Genomic DNA, 18,494 nt, shown 5'->3' on the forward strand with positions numbered 1-18,494 from the left:
TCTTAACGGGGCAATACTTGCGGCATATTCTTGTTATCTTTTTGCAGCAAAAAAATCACGGTTCCGATGCACCCGCAAATGGCAGCCGCAATTAACAACCCGGAGATTGGCATGTAATCGGATAAACCTGTACTTATGATTGGCGCGATAGAGCCGCGAATGCCAAACAGCATTAAGTGCAAGCCGAACACGACAGCCTCTCTTCCAGGTACAACACGAAAAATATAGGCAAGAATACCAATATCCCAGATAGCATCGCCTATTCCCTGGATTCCGCTACCAATAATGACAGCCGGATAATTCCCGAAAGTCCCATATAGGAAGGGAACAATCGTGAACGCCGCCAATCCATAGACCAACGTTTGCTTCGCAGAAAATCGATCAATGACCCAACCAACAACGAAATAGGCCACTAATAAACACACATAATAGGTCATACGTGCTAGCGCAATTTCAATGTTGTTCAACTGCAGCTCTTTAACTTGGATAATCTGGTATAGGGGACTCGCCAATATGTTGCCAAAGCCCGTTAATGTCGTCGCGGCAAAAAACACGAGCAGCTCCCGGTGATTTCGCACAAGTTTGAGCTGTTCTTTAAAGGAAGATTTGCGTGCTGATACTGTCGCTGAAGGAGCTATTTCCCTAACGCGGGCAAGGAAAAGAATCGCTATAACGCCCGTTATAGACGCCGTGATTAGCGGCCCACTCGGTCCTGATTTATCCGTCCACGAACCGACTATGTAAGCAAGTGGAATCATCATAGCTCCCATGGCAACTCGAACATAGCCCATGAGTCGGCCACGCAATTCTGGCTGATACATACGTGTAATTAGCGCAGGATAAGCTGGTGCTTGTATGCCCATAAGAAAGTAAAAAATGATGGCCGTCACCACATAGACGCTGGGCGCACCGAAAAACGCCGGAAACAACAACAAAGCTCTACCAATGATATTGGGGATGATGACAAAAGGTTTGGGACCTGATTGTTCGATTTTCGCTGCCCAAATCGGCGAGAACAGCAGGCCAATTGCCGGAGCGGCTGCGAGTATCCCAACTTCCAGATTCGTAGCCCCTTGTCGAATGGCAAGTGCGATATAAAACTGGTTAAAGACCACATTAAAGAGACTAAATAAACAGGCTGCTCCAAAATCACTATACAAGTTGTGCTTAGTTGCCGGGCTCATCTGTAAGCCTAGTTTTTGAAACATTTTGTTTGCTAGCATGGCTTTACTTCCCTTCCTACTTCTCTCATTCTAAGCTCACAGCTCGATCATGTCTGAGCTTGCAGTCTCTGATCCAGCTTCCCTTGCACGAACCAGACATAGACAACATACCCGACAAGCAAGGCACCCGCAGTCAGAAGGAAGAGCATCGAATCATGATTGCCGGCCAAAATGTAGCCCGCCCAGTACGAGGCAATCGTATTCCCGATGCTGCGGGAGACGGTTCGCATGCCTGCGAACAGGTTGCGGTCTTCTTCGGCGACAGCTGACATGCATTGACTGTCCATCAAGTTATTCAGCATCGTGAAGCCCGTTCCACGAATGAGCAGCAGCATAGCAAATACGGTGGCTGGCATCGCCATGGCCATGAGCCCCACGACAAGGATGTTATAGAGAAACAGGAACACGAACGTCCTGCGACTGCCCCATCTCTCCACAACGTAGGGCATAACAATCGAGCCGATGAAGAAGAAAAATCCGGATAACGCGAGTACACCAGAGATATTCCCATCTTCCATCTGGAAGCGGAATTTCAAGATGACATTCAAGAACGGACTAAGAAGTCCGAACGTAAATCCGGAGTTGAAAATCAGCAGGGAAAGCAGCAGCAAGAAATAAATCGCATGCCGTTTCTTCGGCTGGTGGGAAGGATTCGCTACTTCGCTGCCTTTCTGCTCCTCTGCTGCGGTTACGTTGCTTTCTTCGGCCTTGATGTGGTTAGACGGCAGCAGGATTCCTCGCAATATGCCTGAGAGACCTAAGCATCCGCCAGCAACGAAGAAGGCATATTGGTACATCGTTGTCTGTCCAGGTATCCAATCGGGTAAATATCCACCAAGCCACGTGCCTAGACCGGTGAATAACGTAAAAATCGCGAACAAGAGCGCATAGGCACTTGTTTCTTCCTTTTTCGTGCCGCAATATTGGAAAATCAATTGAATTTCAGAGTTCACGATTGCCGTGATCCCAAGCGAATACACTAATTGCGCGACGGTTACCGCACCAATACTAGTGCCGATACCGAAGAGGACTAGGGACAGGAAGGCTAAGAGCATCCCGATGACGAGCATCGTTTTGCGTCCGATATGCTTCACGATGAACCCTGCCGGCAAACTAGCCAAGCCAACCGTAAGTGCCCCAAGTGACGTTATCTTACCGATGTCACCTTTGGAGAAACCAAGGTCTAATAAATGTAGGTTAAGGATCAAGCTAGAGATCCCGACTCCGATGCCAAACAAGCTTTCTGTCGCAATAAACCGCTTCACGTTAGGCGATAGATCACGTATTAAATTTGCGGTATACGTCCACATAGATCCTAGATGCACCTTCTTCTTGTTGTTATGTGTTTTATCTTACATGGCGATGGCATTAGGAGCAAGGAAATAGGGGGACTTTGCAGCGCAGGCATCATTTAGATGGAAAAACTACATCTAAATCCGCTAGATTTGTCTGATTCCTCCATTTAGATGGAAAAACTACAGTTAAATTCCACCAATCCAGCGAATAGCGTACAATTGGCTGAAAATAACTGGAGGTTTTCCAGTTATATCTTTGAATCAGCTAAATCAGCTCGAAATAACTGTAGGTTTTCCAGTTATTACTTAAAACTAGAAAAGCCCCGCAAGTCGATTGACTTGTAAGGGGCTCACTTCAACTTGCTCCTTCAATTACTTAACATTTTCAAAATACGAAGACTCGTCCCCGTGCTCCGCGCATCTTTCTTCCCTGTGTGGCGAATGGTAATTCGTCTGCTTTTCCGCTCAGCGTGAATGGGGAACATAGCCATGATGGGGCGATATGCTTGTAAACACCAATGATCGAATACATCAACGGTCTGAAACGATTCGTGGTCTATGGCGAATTCGAATATCCCCGAGTCCGGCCCGCACAGCAGCAATATGCCAGCACTCTGCCCGTACACTGTGAAGGAGAACGAAGCATGGAGAGTATCCGTATACAGATGCCTGGTGTCATATCGCCAGTTCATCAGAGGTTCTGACGGCAAGGTCCTCCATTCAAATCCTACCAAGCCATTCTCCGGTTCTACCTCAGACATCTCAGCATATTCGTAATTATTGTGATTAATTGGAGGAGGGAGGGATACATCATCGTCTAGGCACGCTTTCGCACCCTGCGCTCCATCCCACTCCACCTTTGCACTTACTGTTTCATCCAGGTACTCCTTTGCTCCTTCTACTCCATCCAACTGCTCCTTTGCTCCTAATACCCCCTCCAGATACTCCTCCAGAAACGCAGCATACAAGGCATGCCCCGCATCATTAGGATGTAAGCGATCAGAAGCAAGGTCCTCCCACCGTACTTCGTCCGTCTGCATCATGCTGTATATCCTCGCAGCGAAGTTAACGGAAGGAATGTCATAGTACATTGCGATTTCTTCGTGGACAGCGATGTTGAATGGCAGCCTTTCGGTCAAATTTTTATCCGCTGCCGTGTAGATATAACAGATTTCCGTACGAGGCGATAGACGCCGGCATTGTCGTACAATCCCCTCCATGCCTCTGATCGATTCTTCCCGATCCTCACCGTCATTCACACTGAACTCAACGAATAGTAAGTCGATTTCACCTTGAGACAAGACGTGCGTCTGCAGCCGATGAGCACCGAATGTAGACGTCGTCCCACCAACGCCTGCATTGATACACATTACCTTTTCAGATGAAAAACGTTGCTTTAAGTAGCTTTCCGTTAACGCACGCCAACTGGTGGTATTCATGTCCGATGCCCCTGCACCTTCGGTAATAGAACCTCCGATGAAAGCAACGACGATTGGTTCATTGCGAAGTAATTTCTCTTTGAAGTGAGGCAGCCCACCACGCGTATTCACCCAACGGTTAGTCCATGTTTCCGTCATCTTCTCTTCCCCTTTCCCAACAAAAAAATCAAGTGCTCTATGTTTGACCATAGGGCACCTGATTCTCACTGTTCTATTTTTTATAGGCAGAACTGTCATACGCCTTTTGCAAAATTTCCAGATAACGGCCAACCTTCAAATTATCCAGTCCTTTCACATAAGCATCCCAATCCTTGGTCAAATCTTTATTTCCGGTGATAAATTGCAATGCGTTCTGATCGATATAATTTTTGAGATTCGTTTGGAGAATACTTGCTTCATCCGTTTGTGCCGGATCAACCCATACGGCCCAGACAGGGTAAATCTCCTTCGGTTCATGACCTTGGTACAAGAGTGTTGCATTATACAATCTGCGTTCATAGTTCGCCGAATCATACACATCTGTTCCTTGAACAATGCTGTCTCTGTACTCGCTTGGTTGGTAGAAGTGACCCATTCCGCTCCAGCCTGCATTATGAGGCGCTTCTCCTTCCACGGCTGGAATTGATGCCATGAGTGGTTTCACACCTTTGCCAAGAGCGACCTCGCCCTCTTTGGGTTTTCTCCAGTCAATTCCTTCCATACCTGATGCAGCATTCGTCTGTCCTTCAAAAGTAAACATATAATCTACCATTTTGATCAATGTGATTTGCTCTTCTTTGGTAGCTTTGTTGGTAATGACGAATTTCGCCCCTGGCGTCAAACCACCACCATCATGCGTAGCAAGAGATCCATTCGGCCCTGTAAGCGGTGGTACGGGGTTGTAATCGGCCGAGTTTTTGTTGCCTTTATCTATGTTTACAAAAATAGCGGGATGCATGCCTGCGCCTGCACCAAGAATTTGCGTCCCGGCGTTTTCACCAATTTTCTTGAACGCTTCCGCATTTTGCGTAAATGCCCCTGGATCAATTAAACCTTCGTCATACAACGATTTAATATACGCGAGGCCTTCTTTCCATTGCGGCTTATTCGCTGCTGTATCGACCTTGCCATTCGACATCGTCAGGTAATTGCGGTCATCATCATAGATGAAACCATTCATGAGAAACGGAATGATATGCACGCCAAAATCCTCAGTCGATCCACTTAGCGGAACTTCGTCGGCTTTGCCATTCCCATTTGGATCACCCTTCTTGAAGGCTTGAAGAACTTTCTTGAAATCCTCCGTCGTTTTCGGCATCTCCAAATTCATTTTGGATAGCCATTTCGTGTTGATCCACATTTTGTTCGGATAGGAGCAATGGAAGCATTGCGTATAAGATCCTAGCCCATAGATTTTGCCATCCGGCGCTGTACTAAAGCTCTTCAATGTAGCGTCTTTAGCCATTGCGGCCTTAATATTCGGGGCATACTGATCAATCAGATCATTCAAAGGAATTAGAATACCTTGCTTACCGTATTTCAGAATATCAGCTTGTGAGAATTGGTCGATCCAAGCCGTCAACATATAGGAATCCGGATAATCGCCGCTTGCCAGTGAAATCTGTCTCTTCTCTTTGGCACCATCAAACGGGATAATTTCAAAGTTAAACTTCGCATTGAACTTCTCTTCCATGAATTTCGTGAATTTATTCGTCTTCAAGTCAATCGCTGTATCTTGTTGTGCAAACATGCTAATCGCGACAGGACCACTCTTCGTAGTTCCCGTTGCTGCTGGTGATACGGATGCTGTGTCATCCTTCGAGCATGCGGCAAGAAATAAACTACCTACCACAATGACCATTAGTGCGCTTACAAGACTCTTTTTCACATGTATCGCTCCCTTTTTTCATGCATTTAGTATAACCCCGAACGTAGATCGACGACCAGCAATACCTTTAACGAATCACCCCTTTCAATGGCATCCACCTTTCACATGGCAAGTCCGCGGCTTACCCTTTGACAGAACCCACTAACATCCCCTGTACGAAGAACCGCTGGACAAACGGATAAATAATCAACACTGGCAATGTTGTGACGACAATGAGGGAATATTTCAGTGCTTCCGCCAACTGCTGTCGCTCAACTTGCTTCAAGGCATCCGTGGCATTCGAGCTGTTGTTGAGAATGATAATACTACGCAAAATTAACTGCAGCGGGAACAAACTAGCCGATTTGAGATAAATCAAAGCATCGAAGTACGCGTTCCACTGGCCGACAGCATAAATGAGAACAAGCACGGCGATGATCGGTTTGGATAACGGGATGACGACACTTCTTAGAAATCGGAAGTCACTGCAGCCATCAATTTCACTGGCATCAAACAATTCATCTGGAATCGCCGTTTGGAAAAAGGATCTCGTGATGATCACCTGCCACACCCAAATCGCATTAGGGATGAGCAGCGCCCACCTCGTATCAATCAGTCCCATTTGCTTCACGACCAAGTAAGTCGGAATTAACCCACCGCTGAATAGCATCGTAAACGTGATTAGCATCATGAGCACATTTTTGCCGAAGAACGTTTTTCGAGAAAGTGGATATGCAATCATAATCGTAAGTACAACACTAATAATGGTTCCAACGCCTGTATAAAAAAGGGAATTCGCATAGCCAATCGTCACTTTCTCGTTATGAATCAAGGTATTGTACCCTTTGAGTGACAGCTCTACTGGCCACAACCAGACTCTTCCGGAAGTAACAGCAGCTGGACTGCTGAACGAACTGCTAATTACATAAATAAGCGGATATAAAACAACAACAAGTAATAAGCTCAGAAGTACGTAGACGGCAATTAAAAACATTTTATCGCCTAGCGAATCTTTCACTTTTGCTTTGACTGTAGACATAGCTGCACTCCTTTTTACCAAATACTATGATTCGAAAATTTCTTAGCCATACCATTAACTACAATTAGCAAGATCAAATTGATAACCGAGTTGAACAATCCGACGGCCGTAGCGAAGCTGTAATTCGCATTCAGCAGTCCCACCTTGTACACATAAGTCGCGATAATCTCGGAATTGACTGTGTTGAGTGGATTTTGCAATAAATACACTTTTTCGAAGCCTATCGCCATCACATTCCCCACATTTAAGATTAGGACCACAATGATGGTAGGCAAAATGCCAGGCAAATCGACGTGGATAATTTTCTGAAAGCGCGATGCTCCGTCTACTTTGGCCGCCTCATATAGGGAAGGGTCTACGCCTGCTAAGGCAGCTAAAAAAATGACCGAGTAATAACCAGCCGTCTGCCAAATGTCCGACCACACGTAGATCGAGCGAAACATGCCCGGCTCTCCGAGGAAATTAATCGAATCCATGCCAAAATGATTCATCACGACATTCACAAAACCGAGGCGAGGCGCCAAAAACAGCATAATAATGGACACCATCACAACGGTGGAAATGAAGTAAGGTGCAAAAGAAACCAGCTGGACAAGTTTCTTGAAGCGCTGATTGCGTACTTCATTAATGGCCAGCGCCAATAAAATAGGGATCGGGAAACCAACAATCAGCAGATAGCCACTGATAAAAATCGTGTTTTTCACTAACGTCCAGAACAACGGGTTTTCAAAAAACAATTGAAAGTTCTTAAACCCTACCCAGGGACTCCCCCAAATGCCTTTCGTGACATTGTAGTCCTTAAAAGCAAGCACCGCGTTTAATATCGGATAATACTTGAATATGAGGAAATACAACGCTGGTGGAATGATGAGCAGATACAGTTGCCAATGCTTTTTGAAGCTTCGAGTCGCTGCCTCCCTCAAACCAGGTCGACTGCTTTTGATCAGCGATCTCTGATTGGTGACTAGTCCTTTATCCAAAACAAAACCTCCTAAGATCATCTGTTACACAAATGGTTGCGCTTTCTTGAGCCTTATTCTAGGGGATAATCGCCCGTCTTTAATAGGTACAATTGCGTTATTCCACGTACAATTGGCGGTAAATCGAGGGTACATCTGTCTAGTGATCATCCCCGTTCGCACGATGTAGCAGCGTTAGTCTGTGATGCGGGTAGTGCGGTTAATTCCAATTCCAAATAAGGGGCTGCCATAAAGCTATCTTCAATATCTGGGGTTACTGGTGGGGCGGAGTGGCTGGGGTGGCTGGTGTATTCCTCTAAACAACCTCCCCTTCACGCCCCCTACTCCAGCCAAAAGTGCATATGAGCACTTTTCCAATGCGATTCCCCCTCCTTTATTGGAAATTGATGCAAAAAGGCATCAATTTCGAGTGATTTCAGGAGATTATGGTGAAAAACGGTAAAAAAGTTGCCTATTTGCACGCATTTACCCGTACTAACCATAAATTAGCCAAAAAGGTTGTACTTTTGCACTTTTGGGAGACGAGGCGGAATCGTAATCCATCCAGCGCTCCGCACTTCCTCGCCTCTACAGCCACCGCCGCCACCCAGCCAGCCAGAAGCCAAAAAGAGCTAAGCGCATCAAGCCGCTTAGCTCCTTAATTTTCATTCCGTCATAGACTGCCGATACGAACTCGGCGAAACACCGAGCACTCGCTTAAACGCTCTGCGGAAAGAATGCGAACTATTGTATCCGACACGGGCAGCAATTTCATCGACCGTGTACGTATCGCCTTTTAACAAATTAGCTGCTTGATCCATCCTTACCTGTTCCAAATGATCAGATAAATTCTTCCCCGTGACCTCTTTAAACAGGTTGGAGATATATTTCTCAGGACGCTCGACCTTCTCTGCCACCCGGTATAAATTCAGATCAGGATCACTGTACATCTCGGCGATATACATCATCACTTGCTCCACGGTTTTATTGTGGTGATCCGTCTTTTTATTGGCAATCAGCCCGCATAGGGATGCCATAATGCCGTCGATATTTTGCCGAATCGCATCGATTTCTTCATTGGCCTGGATGTCAGCAACACGATTCTTCACCGCTTCGAAAATATCGGACTCCTGAAATGTTTTCTGGTAAAGCAATTTCAGGAACGTGCCCTTCAACTCCCCGACAAGCTGATGCTTCATCTCGATGGACAGCTCGCGATTCTCGATGTTCTGCGCCATGATCGCATCCAGAATCCGTCTAGCTTCGTCGAGATCTCCCGCTCTGATCGTACTGATCAAACGCAGTTCAATATCGAGTGGATAATAGTAGGTGTCACTCTCCAACCTTGCATCGGAGAACCATAAGACCCCTTTGCGATTCATGTGCAGTGCATACTCTAACGCTTGTGTAGCTTGCTCGTACGTGTGGCTAACTTCCATGAGCGTGCTGAATGGATTTCCCATCGCAGCGATAATCGTAATTTTGTATTCCGTAAATAAAAATTCAGCAAGCTCATTCAGAATTCGCTCAACCTCTTTATTCGCGGTCTCCGTGTCTTCCGTAGAAGCAATTCCTTCAAAAATAACCGCAACCCGATCAGCACCGAGATCGGTCATATGAACAAACCAACCAAGATCGTGCAGCGTCTGTTTCATGATGAACCTGGCTGCACTTAACTCGTTCAGAATATCAACGTTGTCCATACCGGAGTATCCTTTAATTTGCAAAATGCCCGTATAACCCGTATCCGCTTGCAGCCCTGTATTGGCCTGCTCGGCAGCAGCGGAGATCTCTTCGAGTGATCGGAATTCACCTGCGATAAGCCTTTTTAAGAAAGCATCCCGAATTAAGGGGAGCTGCCTGTTCAATTCATTTTCGAGACGCTTATTGTTAGAAATCATGTTCGAAATATTACCCTGCAAGAAGTCATACTCGTTGCGTCCTACAGCTGCATCCTTGCCAAACTGCTCTTTCATCGCATTCAGCAATCGATGCATAGGATAACTATACCGGTAAGCTTGCCACAGTCCTACCAACAACCCCACCACCAAAGCGGCGCTTGTCACAGTCCACGTAATGTACTTGATTTTATTCGCATTTTCCATAAGAACATGTCTAGGAATTCCCGCTCGGTAGACCCAACCTGTGGTCTTGGAACGAATGGTAATGACCAAATCGTCATTATAGAATTGGCTTGCCTGCGATTGATTAAAGCTGGTGTCCGAGGCTAACTTGGCTGCATCCGATTCGTTCATACCAAGCAAGCTTATCGTATGCCCCTGGGCATCACTGATATGAGACCAACCACCGTATTGATCCTGGAGATCAGATAAGACGCTAGAGATCACTTTTTCATCAATAAGAACAACAACGGTAGCGCGCGCGGCTCCACTAAAGCTGTCTAGCGGGAGCGATTGTATATACGTAATCACAGAGGTCTGCACACCATTCGTGACGAAGGGTTTCAGCGGTATGATTTCCCTGTTGTGCGTTTGCTCTAAAAGCGTTCGTTTCCATTCATCCGCGGCTAAATCCTTATAGTGAAAGGACTGATAATATCGTTCAGGTTGGAAATAGGAAGAGGCTGGCGTTAAGAGCACATTATAATTATTTAAGTAGATGTAAAATTGCTGTAAAAAATCATTCGTCTGGCTCCATGCTTTAATATCATTATTGACCTTCCAAATGCCATACAGATTAACCTTCTCATCCATTCCCTTCTCATTCATAAGGACGCTCAACTCTTGATTTAGAGCCAATTGCCTCGTGAAACCCTCGACCTCAGCCATCCTCCGCTCCAAAATATCCTGACTCTTCCGAAGCTGTGTTACGTTATTCTCAATAGATACAGATTGCGTCACGGCAATCGCAGTACGGTAAGACATATATCCAGCAATGCTCGGAATAACCAAGATAATGATATAGGAGATCAGAAATTTACGGAATAACCGCGAGAACTTCGGCATGAATCCTACCCCCCTTTTTGTAAGCGCTATCTAAAGTGTGTTCTATTATACCATGGTGTTTTGCAAATAAACAAAGGAAAGGCAACTACTTTTATACTGACTGTAGCTGCCTGGGTCTACTCGATATTTAGATAAGTTTCACGCGTAATGTGCTGTCCATGTGGTACGTGCGGCCGGGCTCCAGAGCGATTTCAATTTTGCTGTCTTGATAACGAAGGAGTACACGATTTGGGGAAAATGCTTTGAAGACCGCCTCGACCAATTGGCCGTTTGCCCAACTCACATCCACCTCTACGTTCCCTTTGGCCCGTAAACCTGTGACCATCCCCGTTCGCCATTTAGCCGGAAGTGCCGGCAGCAAGTGAATGCCGCCTACATGGCTTTGCAGCAACATTTCTCCAATAGCCGCCGTGCCGCCGAAATTACCGTCGATCACAAATATATTCGTTTCGGCCCCAGCGATCCCAGCCTTCGAAAATGTTAAACCATTGTCAAAACACAAATGACCAATTAAATGTGTAAGGTGCTTGTAAGCATTCTCTCCATCGTGCAATCTGGCAAAATTCGCTGCAAACGCGGCTAATGTAAACTCAACATCCTCTAACATCTCACGTTCCATACGATTCACTAAGGTTACTCTTGCTGCAGCGCTCAGTTCTGGCGTCCCCTCAGGCGTCACCTGATTCCCAGGGTATAGACAGAACAGATGAGCGAAATGGCGGTGGTCAGGCTGCGCCTCTTCATAATCCTCCAGCCACTCTTGCAATTGTCCTCGGCGTCCAATCATCAACGGCGGCAACACGGCGATGGCTTGCTTCAACTTCCGCTGCAACTCTACATCCACCTGCAAATGCGCAGACGCTTCTAGGCAAAATACAAACAAATCGCGAACCAACACCTGGTCCAGCGTAGATCCCATAGACAAGGGATACTCGCTTCTCTGCGGATCATATACATAGAAACTATTTTCAGGCGAATTCGACGGGCCTGTTACCAACCACCCATACTTCGGGTGAACCGTCATATAGTCGAGGAAAAAGGCAGCAGCTTCTTTCAGCACTGGATAGGCCGTTTCTGCCAGAAACGCTTGATCAAGGCCGAATTCATAGTGCTCGCGAAGATGTGTGGCAATCCACAAGCCTCCGGTTACGTTCAGCCCCCACGATGTTTCCCAGCCTGGCGACGCGAATCCCCATGCGTTAGTAAATACGTGAGCAACCCATCCCTCACAGCCATAGAAATGCTGCGCCGCCGCTCTTCCGCTCTCCGCTAATTGCGCAATGAACCGCATTAAGGGACGATGGCATTCTGCCAAATTGCTCCCTTCCGTTGGGAAATAATTCATTTGCGTGTTGATATCCAAATGGTAATCGCAGCTCCACTGCATCCGATTGGCTTCTCCATCGTTCCAAATGCCTTGAAGATTAAGCGGAAGCGGAGAATCCTCCCTTGACCCAGCAATCGTAAGATAGCGGCCATATTGATAAAATAAGGTAAACAAGTGCGGATCATCATCCTGCCCCTCGAAGAACAGACGGATGCGTTCATCCGTTGGTAAACTAGATTGACTAGTTGCGCCTAGATCCAGATAGACTCGGTCGTACAGTTGCCGGTAATCCGCCACATGTTCCGCCCGAAGCTGCTCATATCCCTTTGTTATGGCGTTCTCTATTTGACCCAGCGACAGTAACTTCCACTTGTCATTATGGCTGCCATAATCCGTGTTCACTGCTACATAGATGACCACATCATCTGCGTTGTCGATCCTAATGTGACCAGCATCCCTATCTGCGGTCACGCTGCCGCCACTCGCGATGACTTTCAATATGCCTTGGCAGCATACACCGCACTCCCCGTTACTGTGCATATTTTCCGTTGCTTGCCCCTCAAAAATAAACGTATCATGACCAAATAATGTTGCAGTGAAGCGATCTGTTCTTCCGAGAATGCGCAGCGTGAATGAAATTCCACCAGGCTGATCGCTTGATAATCTCGAAGCCACGATTCCACCTGGATGCGAAGCCCAAACCTCTCTTGTTCGAGACTGCCCCCCAGAGGTGTAGGTTGTCCGCGTACAAGCACGCTGAAGATCCAGCTCGCGAACCAACGCCTCGCCTTGATGAGCAAACGTGAGTTGCACGTCGCACATCGATAAGTTCGTGCCGAAATTCCCTTTCTTTGGCTGCAGCAACTGCTTCGCCAGCTCATCTCCCCGCCTATAATCCCCGGCAAAAAAATGCTCACGCATATGATCTAATTCTGCTCTCGTGTTGGATTGGCCTGGAATGGCTTCCGACTTTCCTGACCAGTAGGTCAGTTCTGTTAGGCTCCATGTTTCATCTTCTACACCACCGTAGATCATGGCACCTAATCGGCCATTTCCAATAGGCAATCCTTGCGTCCAATTCGAGGCTGGACGATTATACCATAGCTTCATTTCATTCATATATGTAATTCCCCCATAATGGTTACGCTTTCTTTATGCTCATTGTAGGGGATATATCTCCTGTACGGATAGGTACAATTGCGGTATGCCACGTACAATAGCGTCCATACACAGGGTACATCTCTCATTCGTGCATCCATTTCCCCTTCAGCATTTCAAAGAAAACGGCTGGATTCCTACTGCGAAGGAACAGAGTGAAAGGTGTTGCTGCACGTGTTGTGCAGAGGAGTCTAGGAATTCTTCACCACATGCTGACCATGCTTTCATTCGCTAAAAACAGTGGATTTCCGCACACAATTTCACAGAAAATTAGCTCATTTCACTCATGACAGTGAACAAGTTGCCTGTTATGCTAGCCTCAACATACAGACTCACGGAATAAAGGAGGCAAGGCATGTACCCATTGTGGAAAAAAACTTCGTTGCTCCTAACGGCTAGTGCACTGTTTGTGACAGGTGTAGCCGTTGGGGGATCTAGAGCTAGCGCAGAAGCAGATATTTATAGCATGACTTTGAAGTTAACAGGCGGAGTCTGGAATGATTGGATTTCGTATGTAACCGCAGAGATTCCCTTCGTCATTACGTACAATACAACAAAGGCTGTGTCCACTACTTTAGACGATGCCTTGTTCTTTTCGCGCGACAACGGAGTCAGCTGGATTTCACTCACACGCGGGGAAGGCGGTGCGCTAACACTCCCGATCGATCCCAGCCTCACTTCGGTTCGCTTTCGTATTCATGCTTGGTTCGATCCTTTAGTAGGCAGCAACAGTGAAGACGATTTTATATCACAGCCATATCCCGTGAAGCAGCCTGGTGGCCCCACCGATGTGAAAGCAACAGCTAATGCCAACGGTTCCGTGACCCTAACTTGGCTGGATAATTCGAATATGGAATCCCGCTACGACATTACGCGAACAGGTCCTGATGGCAAGAAGACTTTCACTCTCACAGGCAAAACCGACTCTATCGGCCAGGTATCCTATACAGATACACAAACTAGTAAAACCCAAGACACTTGGTATGTGTACCAAATCCAACCCATCATTGACCAATATACGATTCCCGACTATCTGATTCCTGGGGAAGCGGTAACTATAGTGGAGACTTCGGCTCCCCTGAGCGGAATTAATGACATCGTTAAAATCGATGCACCTCTGTTGAAGGGATCAGGTATACAACCTATTCTGAAGCCAGGTAAAACGAAAGTTAACATTCTCGATGATATTGCGCAAATCAAGGTTTCATCTGATCTTATTTCCAAAGTGGACGGTGTGATTACGAATGTGCCGGATATTTTTGCTGGTGCCAGTTCGTGGGCACTACCTGAATTGAAGCAAGCGTTCGGACTCGGATTGACGACCAGTGAAACCTTAAGCAAGTATACAGAAGCCATTACGAGAGAGGATTTTGCCGGGCTTGCCGTTCGACTCTATGAGAAGCTGACGGGAAAAACGCTAACACCTGACTACAATCCCGTGTTCAAAGACACGAACAATGTGCAGGTGAATCAGGCGTATCGATTGGGCATCGTAAATGGCTTAACGAACGATACCTTTGGTCCCAAGAACCCCATCACCCGCCAAGAGATGAGTGTCATGCTGCTGAGGACGGTAAAGTTGGCGAAGCCTGGTGTAGCGCTAGATACAACTACCAAAACAACCTTCAACGACTCGGTTTCAATCTCAAGCTGGGCGCAGGATGCCATGAATTTTGTGGTGAACTACGGCATCATGAATGGCGTTGCCGGCAACAAGCTTGATCCGCACGGCAACACCACACGGGAGCAGTCGATCCTACTCTCACTGCGCACGTATTTGGCTACTGCATTGCTGAAGTAGAACGTAGCTGCAATTTCACGAGTAGTAAAAGGCATTCACTCCTAAGAGTGAATGCCTTTTACATAAGCATCCCCGCGGGGTTTCCACCCGTTATTCTGCGCCGATAGATCGCCACGCTGAAGCCCCAACCGTGTATGCGCTGACGTTGCTGCAATCTCCACTAGCTATCCAGCTCCGCATGAGATACCGCGCTGCAATAACTGGAAAACCTACAGTTATTTCAGGCTAATTTAGCCGGCTGTAGCAAATAACTGGAAAAACTACAGCTATTTTCAGCCATATGCACGCTTTTCGCGAGATGAGTGAAATTTAACTGTAGTTTTTCCATCTAAATGGAAAAATCGACCGAATCTTGCGAATTTAGATGTAGTTTTTCCAGCTAATTGCGGTAGAAGCCAGTGCTGCAGCTGGGAAGGTAGAGTGGGAACCGACAGTGGCCACGCTGAAGCCCCAACCGTGTATGCGCTGACGTTGCTGCAATCTCCACTAGCTATCCAGCTCCGCATGAGATACCGCGCTGCAATAACTGGAAAACCTACAGTTATTTCAAGCTAATTTAGCCGGCTGTAGCAAATAACTGGAAAAACTACAGCTATTTTCAGCCATATGCACGCTTTTCGCGAGATGAGTGAAATTTAACTGTAGTTTTTCCATCTAAATGGAAAAATCGACCGAATCTTGCGAATTTAGATGTAGTTTTTCCAACTAATTGCGGTGGAAGCCAGTGCTGCAGCTGGGAAGGTAGAGTGGGAACCGATAGTTGCCAACGCCGTCCCCCCAACCGTGTAGGACCTTCAGGTACTACATGCCCTACTCTTTACCCATGCCCCACCGCTTCAAGCAAACCACAGCTTCATCGTTTTAATTTCATAGGGATTCATCGTCACGGCGAGATGATCTCGGCCAAAGTCTACGTTCATGTCCTTCGTACGTTCGACCAGATCGCATTCTTTCACATCTGCAAGGTACTCCGTAAATGGCAGCTTCATCGCTAAGCGCTCATCCTTCAAGTTTTGGAAGCGTAAGATGTACGCGTCATCTTGCTCTGCTTTTTTAAAGGATAAGATATGAATTCCCTCTACGCCTTCTTTCAGGAATTGATACTTGGCGGGTCCTGCCGAATTCCAACCTACTATTACCTGAGGCGGCATGCAGGATTCAGCAGCTAGTTGCTGTACGCTCCCTGTCCTCCAATCCCCAGCATGTGGTGCAAGGCGGAATGCATATTGGAAGCTGCCACTGATCCACTGCGGGAAGTTCGTCCCCCATTGATTATTAAATAAGTTGAAATGGAGCGCAGGCTGCTCGGGTACATACACTTGGGAGTATTGATAAATCCCCTTTTCACCAATGGAAAACAAAGGTGTATCAAAAGGAATGATCGCCAGTCCCACTCCTTCATCCTGTACATCCACCCATTGACTAGCGCAGTGAAGGCGAGTATTCGCACCTTTCTCAATATCTGTAAGCGGATTGACGCTACTCCCTAATTTTTGAAAACGATACACCGGCTCACCTGCGTTCAGAGCAAATGTGAAGTGCCCACTCTCGGCGTACGCCGTAGCGGCTTTACGATGAACCGTCACTCCCATATCCGCATAGGGCTGATTGGCTTCCAGACGAATCGATAAGCAGAACTCTTCCCCATTTCCAAACGTCTCGTAACTTTCATTCGGTGTCGTGAACCTAATTACAATGCTTCCCCAACCTGCACCATTGGATATCTGAACATCTGTAAGATGCAGACCGTATTGCTTATGCTCAATCCTTGGATAACCTGGCTTACCGAAATCGTTCACATACCAATCCATGAGGTCATAGCTGTACGCTTTGACAAAATCCAGAATCTCCTCTTTCCCATACACATCATACTCATATTGCGCAAACCTTCCATTAACAGCCCATTCCTTCCCATTGAGCTTGTCATAAAAGCTGGTTACCCAGCCTGACTGCCTGCTCACCACGATGCGAATCGCATCGTTCTCCAGCACCGCACTCTCTGCTTCCTCCACTGCAATCGCATCATTCTCCAGCACCGCGTTCTCTGCGCCTTCCACTGCAATCGCCTCATACTCAAAAGTTCGATACCCCATCGGTGCCAATTCACCAATATAAGCCTCGCCCGTTTCACTAACGGAATAGGATTCCCTCGTTTCTCTATCTGTCAGCGTACCGTGCCTGCGTGTGTCCAACGTGATCTTCACATTCTGCCGTTCCCAAGCCAGCGGGTTATACACACCAATGATATGCGAATCTATGACTGTAAAAGGTTGAACTTCGCTTAACGCTTTCTCAGCTTGATTCACGTAACTAGTCTGTTCAGCCCATGAAGCCTCCGTCTTCAGGTAGGAGTCTGGAAACATTGCGCGGTCTTTCTGAATCGCCGCCTTCCCGAAAGCACGCTGGCTATTGCGGCCAGGCAATAAATTCGATTTAATATCGATTCCCCACGTATGTTCGCCGAATAGCAGCGTGTGTTCATACGCCTCTGCGATGGCATCCGTGTGATGGTCACCGCGGAGTCCTTGCAGTTGCTCCAGAGTTGCTAAGCTCTCCCGTGCTGCAATATCCGAGCGCATCCGCCGTACACGAGACACTTCTTTTGGATAAGTCCCGATCCCATGAATCCACGTATCCGCCAAATCCTTGCGAATGACAGGGATATCCTGATAATCACGGGCCACAAAATCACGTGCAAAGTCGTCCATGGTCCCGATTTTCACCTCGGTGTCCGGATACGTACTCGCAATCTCATCCAACAAGTCCTGCACCACAGAACCATCCTGTGGCCCATAGTTGTCTTGCGTTTGCAGCAGTGCGATCCAAATCGGATAAGGCCAATCCTCTGGCGGGGTTAGGTCTGTGCCATAAGCGCCCTTCGAATAATAGGTTAGGACCCTGCTGCCATCCGGACCTTCCCAATGAAATAACCGCGGCAGGTCAACGGGTGACGAACACGCATTGACGCCCAAATGCAGAAACTCAATACCTGCATTCTTCAATAAAGTAGGCAGCATCCACGTATGCCCGGGTACATCTGTCATTTTAGCTGAAATGGCTGTATGCCCATATTGTTGACGCAGCTTTTCGGAGATATAGAGCCCTCGAATATATTCTTCTGTGCCGCAAAACTCCGTATGTGTCGTAAAAGGAAGCCCATGCCAACGTAGTTGTCCATTCGTAATTAGGGCTTCTATTCTTTCTTTCCTCCCTGAATCCGGTGTATCCAAACATTCCTGCAGCATCCATGCTGGCAGTGTCCACACATAGTGATGGTCTGGTCCATCCTTTTTCGTGTCTTCACAGACAGCCAGAACGTCGTTCATCATCTCTTCCTTATATTGGGAAATGACATTGCTGGCTAAGTCTGTAAAGCCCAAGTCTACGTGCGTTTTAAAAACAACATATATCTTCTCTAGTTTCCTCACTGTTCTCTCCTCC

10 protein-coding genes are annotated in these 18,494 nt (G+C 47.0%); 1 reads left to right on the forward strand and 9 read right to left on the reverse strand.

Annotated elements, in window-relative coordinates; genetic code table 11:
- Nucleotides 1–2 precede the first annotated feature (2 nt).
- From AC58PV_RS12755 to AC58PV_RS12790, 8 genes are all read right to left on the reverse strand, one after another.
- A complete protein-coding gene (locus AC58PV_RS12755; RefSeq protein WP_497432610.1) occupies nucleotides 3–1,223 on the reverse strand; it encodes an MFS transporter in 1,221 nt (406 codons plus the stop codon).
- 47 nt (nucleotides 1,224–1,270) lie between these two features.
- Complete coding sequence (locus tag AC58PV_RS12760) at nucleotides 1,271–2,533, reverse strand: MFS transporter (protein ID WP_497432611.1); 1,263 nt, start codon at nucleotides 2,531–2,533, stop codon at nucleotides 1,271–1,273.
- A gap of 353 nt (nucleotides 2,534–2,886) precedes the next feature.
- Nucleotides 2,887–4,095, reverse strand: coding sequence for an SGNH/GDSL hydrolase family protein (locus tag AC58PV_RS12765; protein WP_497432612.1), 1,209 nt, complete (start codon nucleotides 4,093–4,095; stop codon nucleotides 2,887–2,889).
- A gap of 73 nt (nucleotides 4,096–4,168) precedes the next feature.
- Nucleotides 4,169–5,824, reverse strand: a complete 1,656-nt coding sequence (locus AC58PV_RS12770; protein WP_497432613.1) for a type 2 periplasmic-binding domain-containing protein — start codon at nucleotides 5,822–5,824, stop codon at nucleotides 4,169–4,171.
- A 121-nt stretch (nucleotides 5,825–5,945) separates the two neighbouring features.
- Nucleotides 5,946–6,842 (reverse strand): carbohydrate ABC transporter permease, encoded by an 897-nt coding sequence (locus AC58PV_RS12775; RefSeq protein ID WP_497432614.1) that lies wholly within the window; start codon nucleotides 6,840–6,842, stop codon nucleotides 5,946–5,948.
- Between the two features lie 14 nt (nucleotides 6,843–6,856).
- Entirely contained in the window at nucleotides 6,857–7,711 is an 855-nt protein-coding gene (locus AC58PV_RS12780; RefSeq protein WP_497432803.1) for an ABC transporter permease, read from the reverse strand.
- A 755-nt stretch (nucleotides 7,712–8,466) separates the two neighbouring features.
- The gene (locus AC58PV_RS12785; protein ID WP_497432615.1) at nucleotides 8,467–10,767 is read right to left on the reverse strand and encodes a helix-turn-helix domain-containing protein; all 2,301 of its coding nucleotides are present in this window, start codon (nucleotides 10,765–10,767) and stop codon (nucleotides 8,467–8,469) included.
- Nucleotides 10,768–10,894: 127 nt separating this feature from the next.
- On the reverse strand, nucleotides 10,895–13,213 hold the full coding sequence (locus tag AC58PV_RS12790) for a glycoside hydrolase family 95 protein (protein ID WP_497432616.1): 2,319 nt from the start codon (nucleotides 13,211–13,213) through the stop codon (nucleotides 10,895–10,897).
- A gap of 394 nt (nucleotides 13,214–13,607) precedes the next feature.
- On the opposite strand from AC58PV_RS12790, the gene AC58PV_RS12795 reads away from it, so the two are divergent.
- Nucleotides 13,608–15,053 (forward strand): S-layer homology domain-containing protein, encoded by a 1,446-nt coding sequence (locus AC58PV_RS12795; protein ID WP_497432617.1) that lies wholly within the window; start codon nucleotides 13,608–13,610, stop codon nucleotides 15,051–15,053.
- Nucleotides 15,054–15,889: 836 nt separating this feature from the next.
- Here the strand turns inward: AC58PV_RS12795 and AC58PV_RS12800 are convergent.
- The gene (locus AC58PV_RS12800; RefSeq protein ID WP_497432618.1) at nucleotides 15,890–18,481 is read right to left on the reverse strand and encodes a glycoside hydrolase family 38 N-terminal domain-containing protein; all 2,592 of its coding nucleotides are present in this window, start codon (nucleotides 18,479–18,481) and stop codon (nucleotides 15,890–15,892) included.
- Nucleotides 18,482–18,494 lie beyond the last annotated feature (13 nt).

It is taken from the genome of Paenibacillus sp. J22FR83 (assembly GCF_059691955.1).

Coding starts and splice junctions, on each gene's coding strand:
- AC58PV_RS12755 (WP_497432610.1), bottom strand. CDS start 1,223: ATGCTAGCAAACAAAATGTTTCAAAAACTAGGCTTACAGATGAGCCCG.
- AC58PV_RS12760 (WP_497432611.1), bottom strand. CDS start 2,533: ATGTGGACGTATACCGCAAATTTAATACGTGATCTATCGCCTAACGTG.
- AC58PV_RS12765 (WP_497432612.1), bottom strand. CDS start 4,095: ATGACGGAAACATGGACTAACCGTTGGGTGAATACGCGTGGTGGGCTG.
- AC58PV_RS12775 (WP_497432614.1), bottom strand. CDS start 6,842: ATGTCTACAGTCAAAGCAAAAGTGAAAGATTCGCTAGGCGATAAAATG.
- AC58PV_RS12785 (WP_497432615.1), bottom strand. CDS start 10,767: ATGCCGAAGTTCTCGCGGTTATTCCGTAAATTTCTGATCTCCTATATC.
- AC58PV_RS12790 (WP_497432616.1), bottom strand. CDS start 13,213: ATGAATGAAATGAAGCTATGGTATAATCGTCCAGCCTCGAATTGGACG.
- AC58PV_RS12795 (WP_497432617.1), top strand. CDS start 13,608: ATGTACCCATTGTGGAAAAAAACTTCGTTGCTCCTAACGGCTAGTGCA.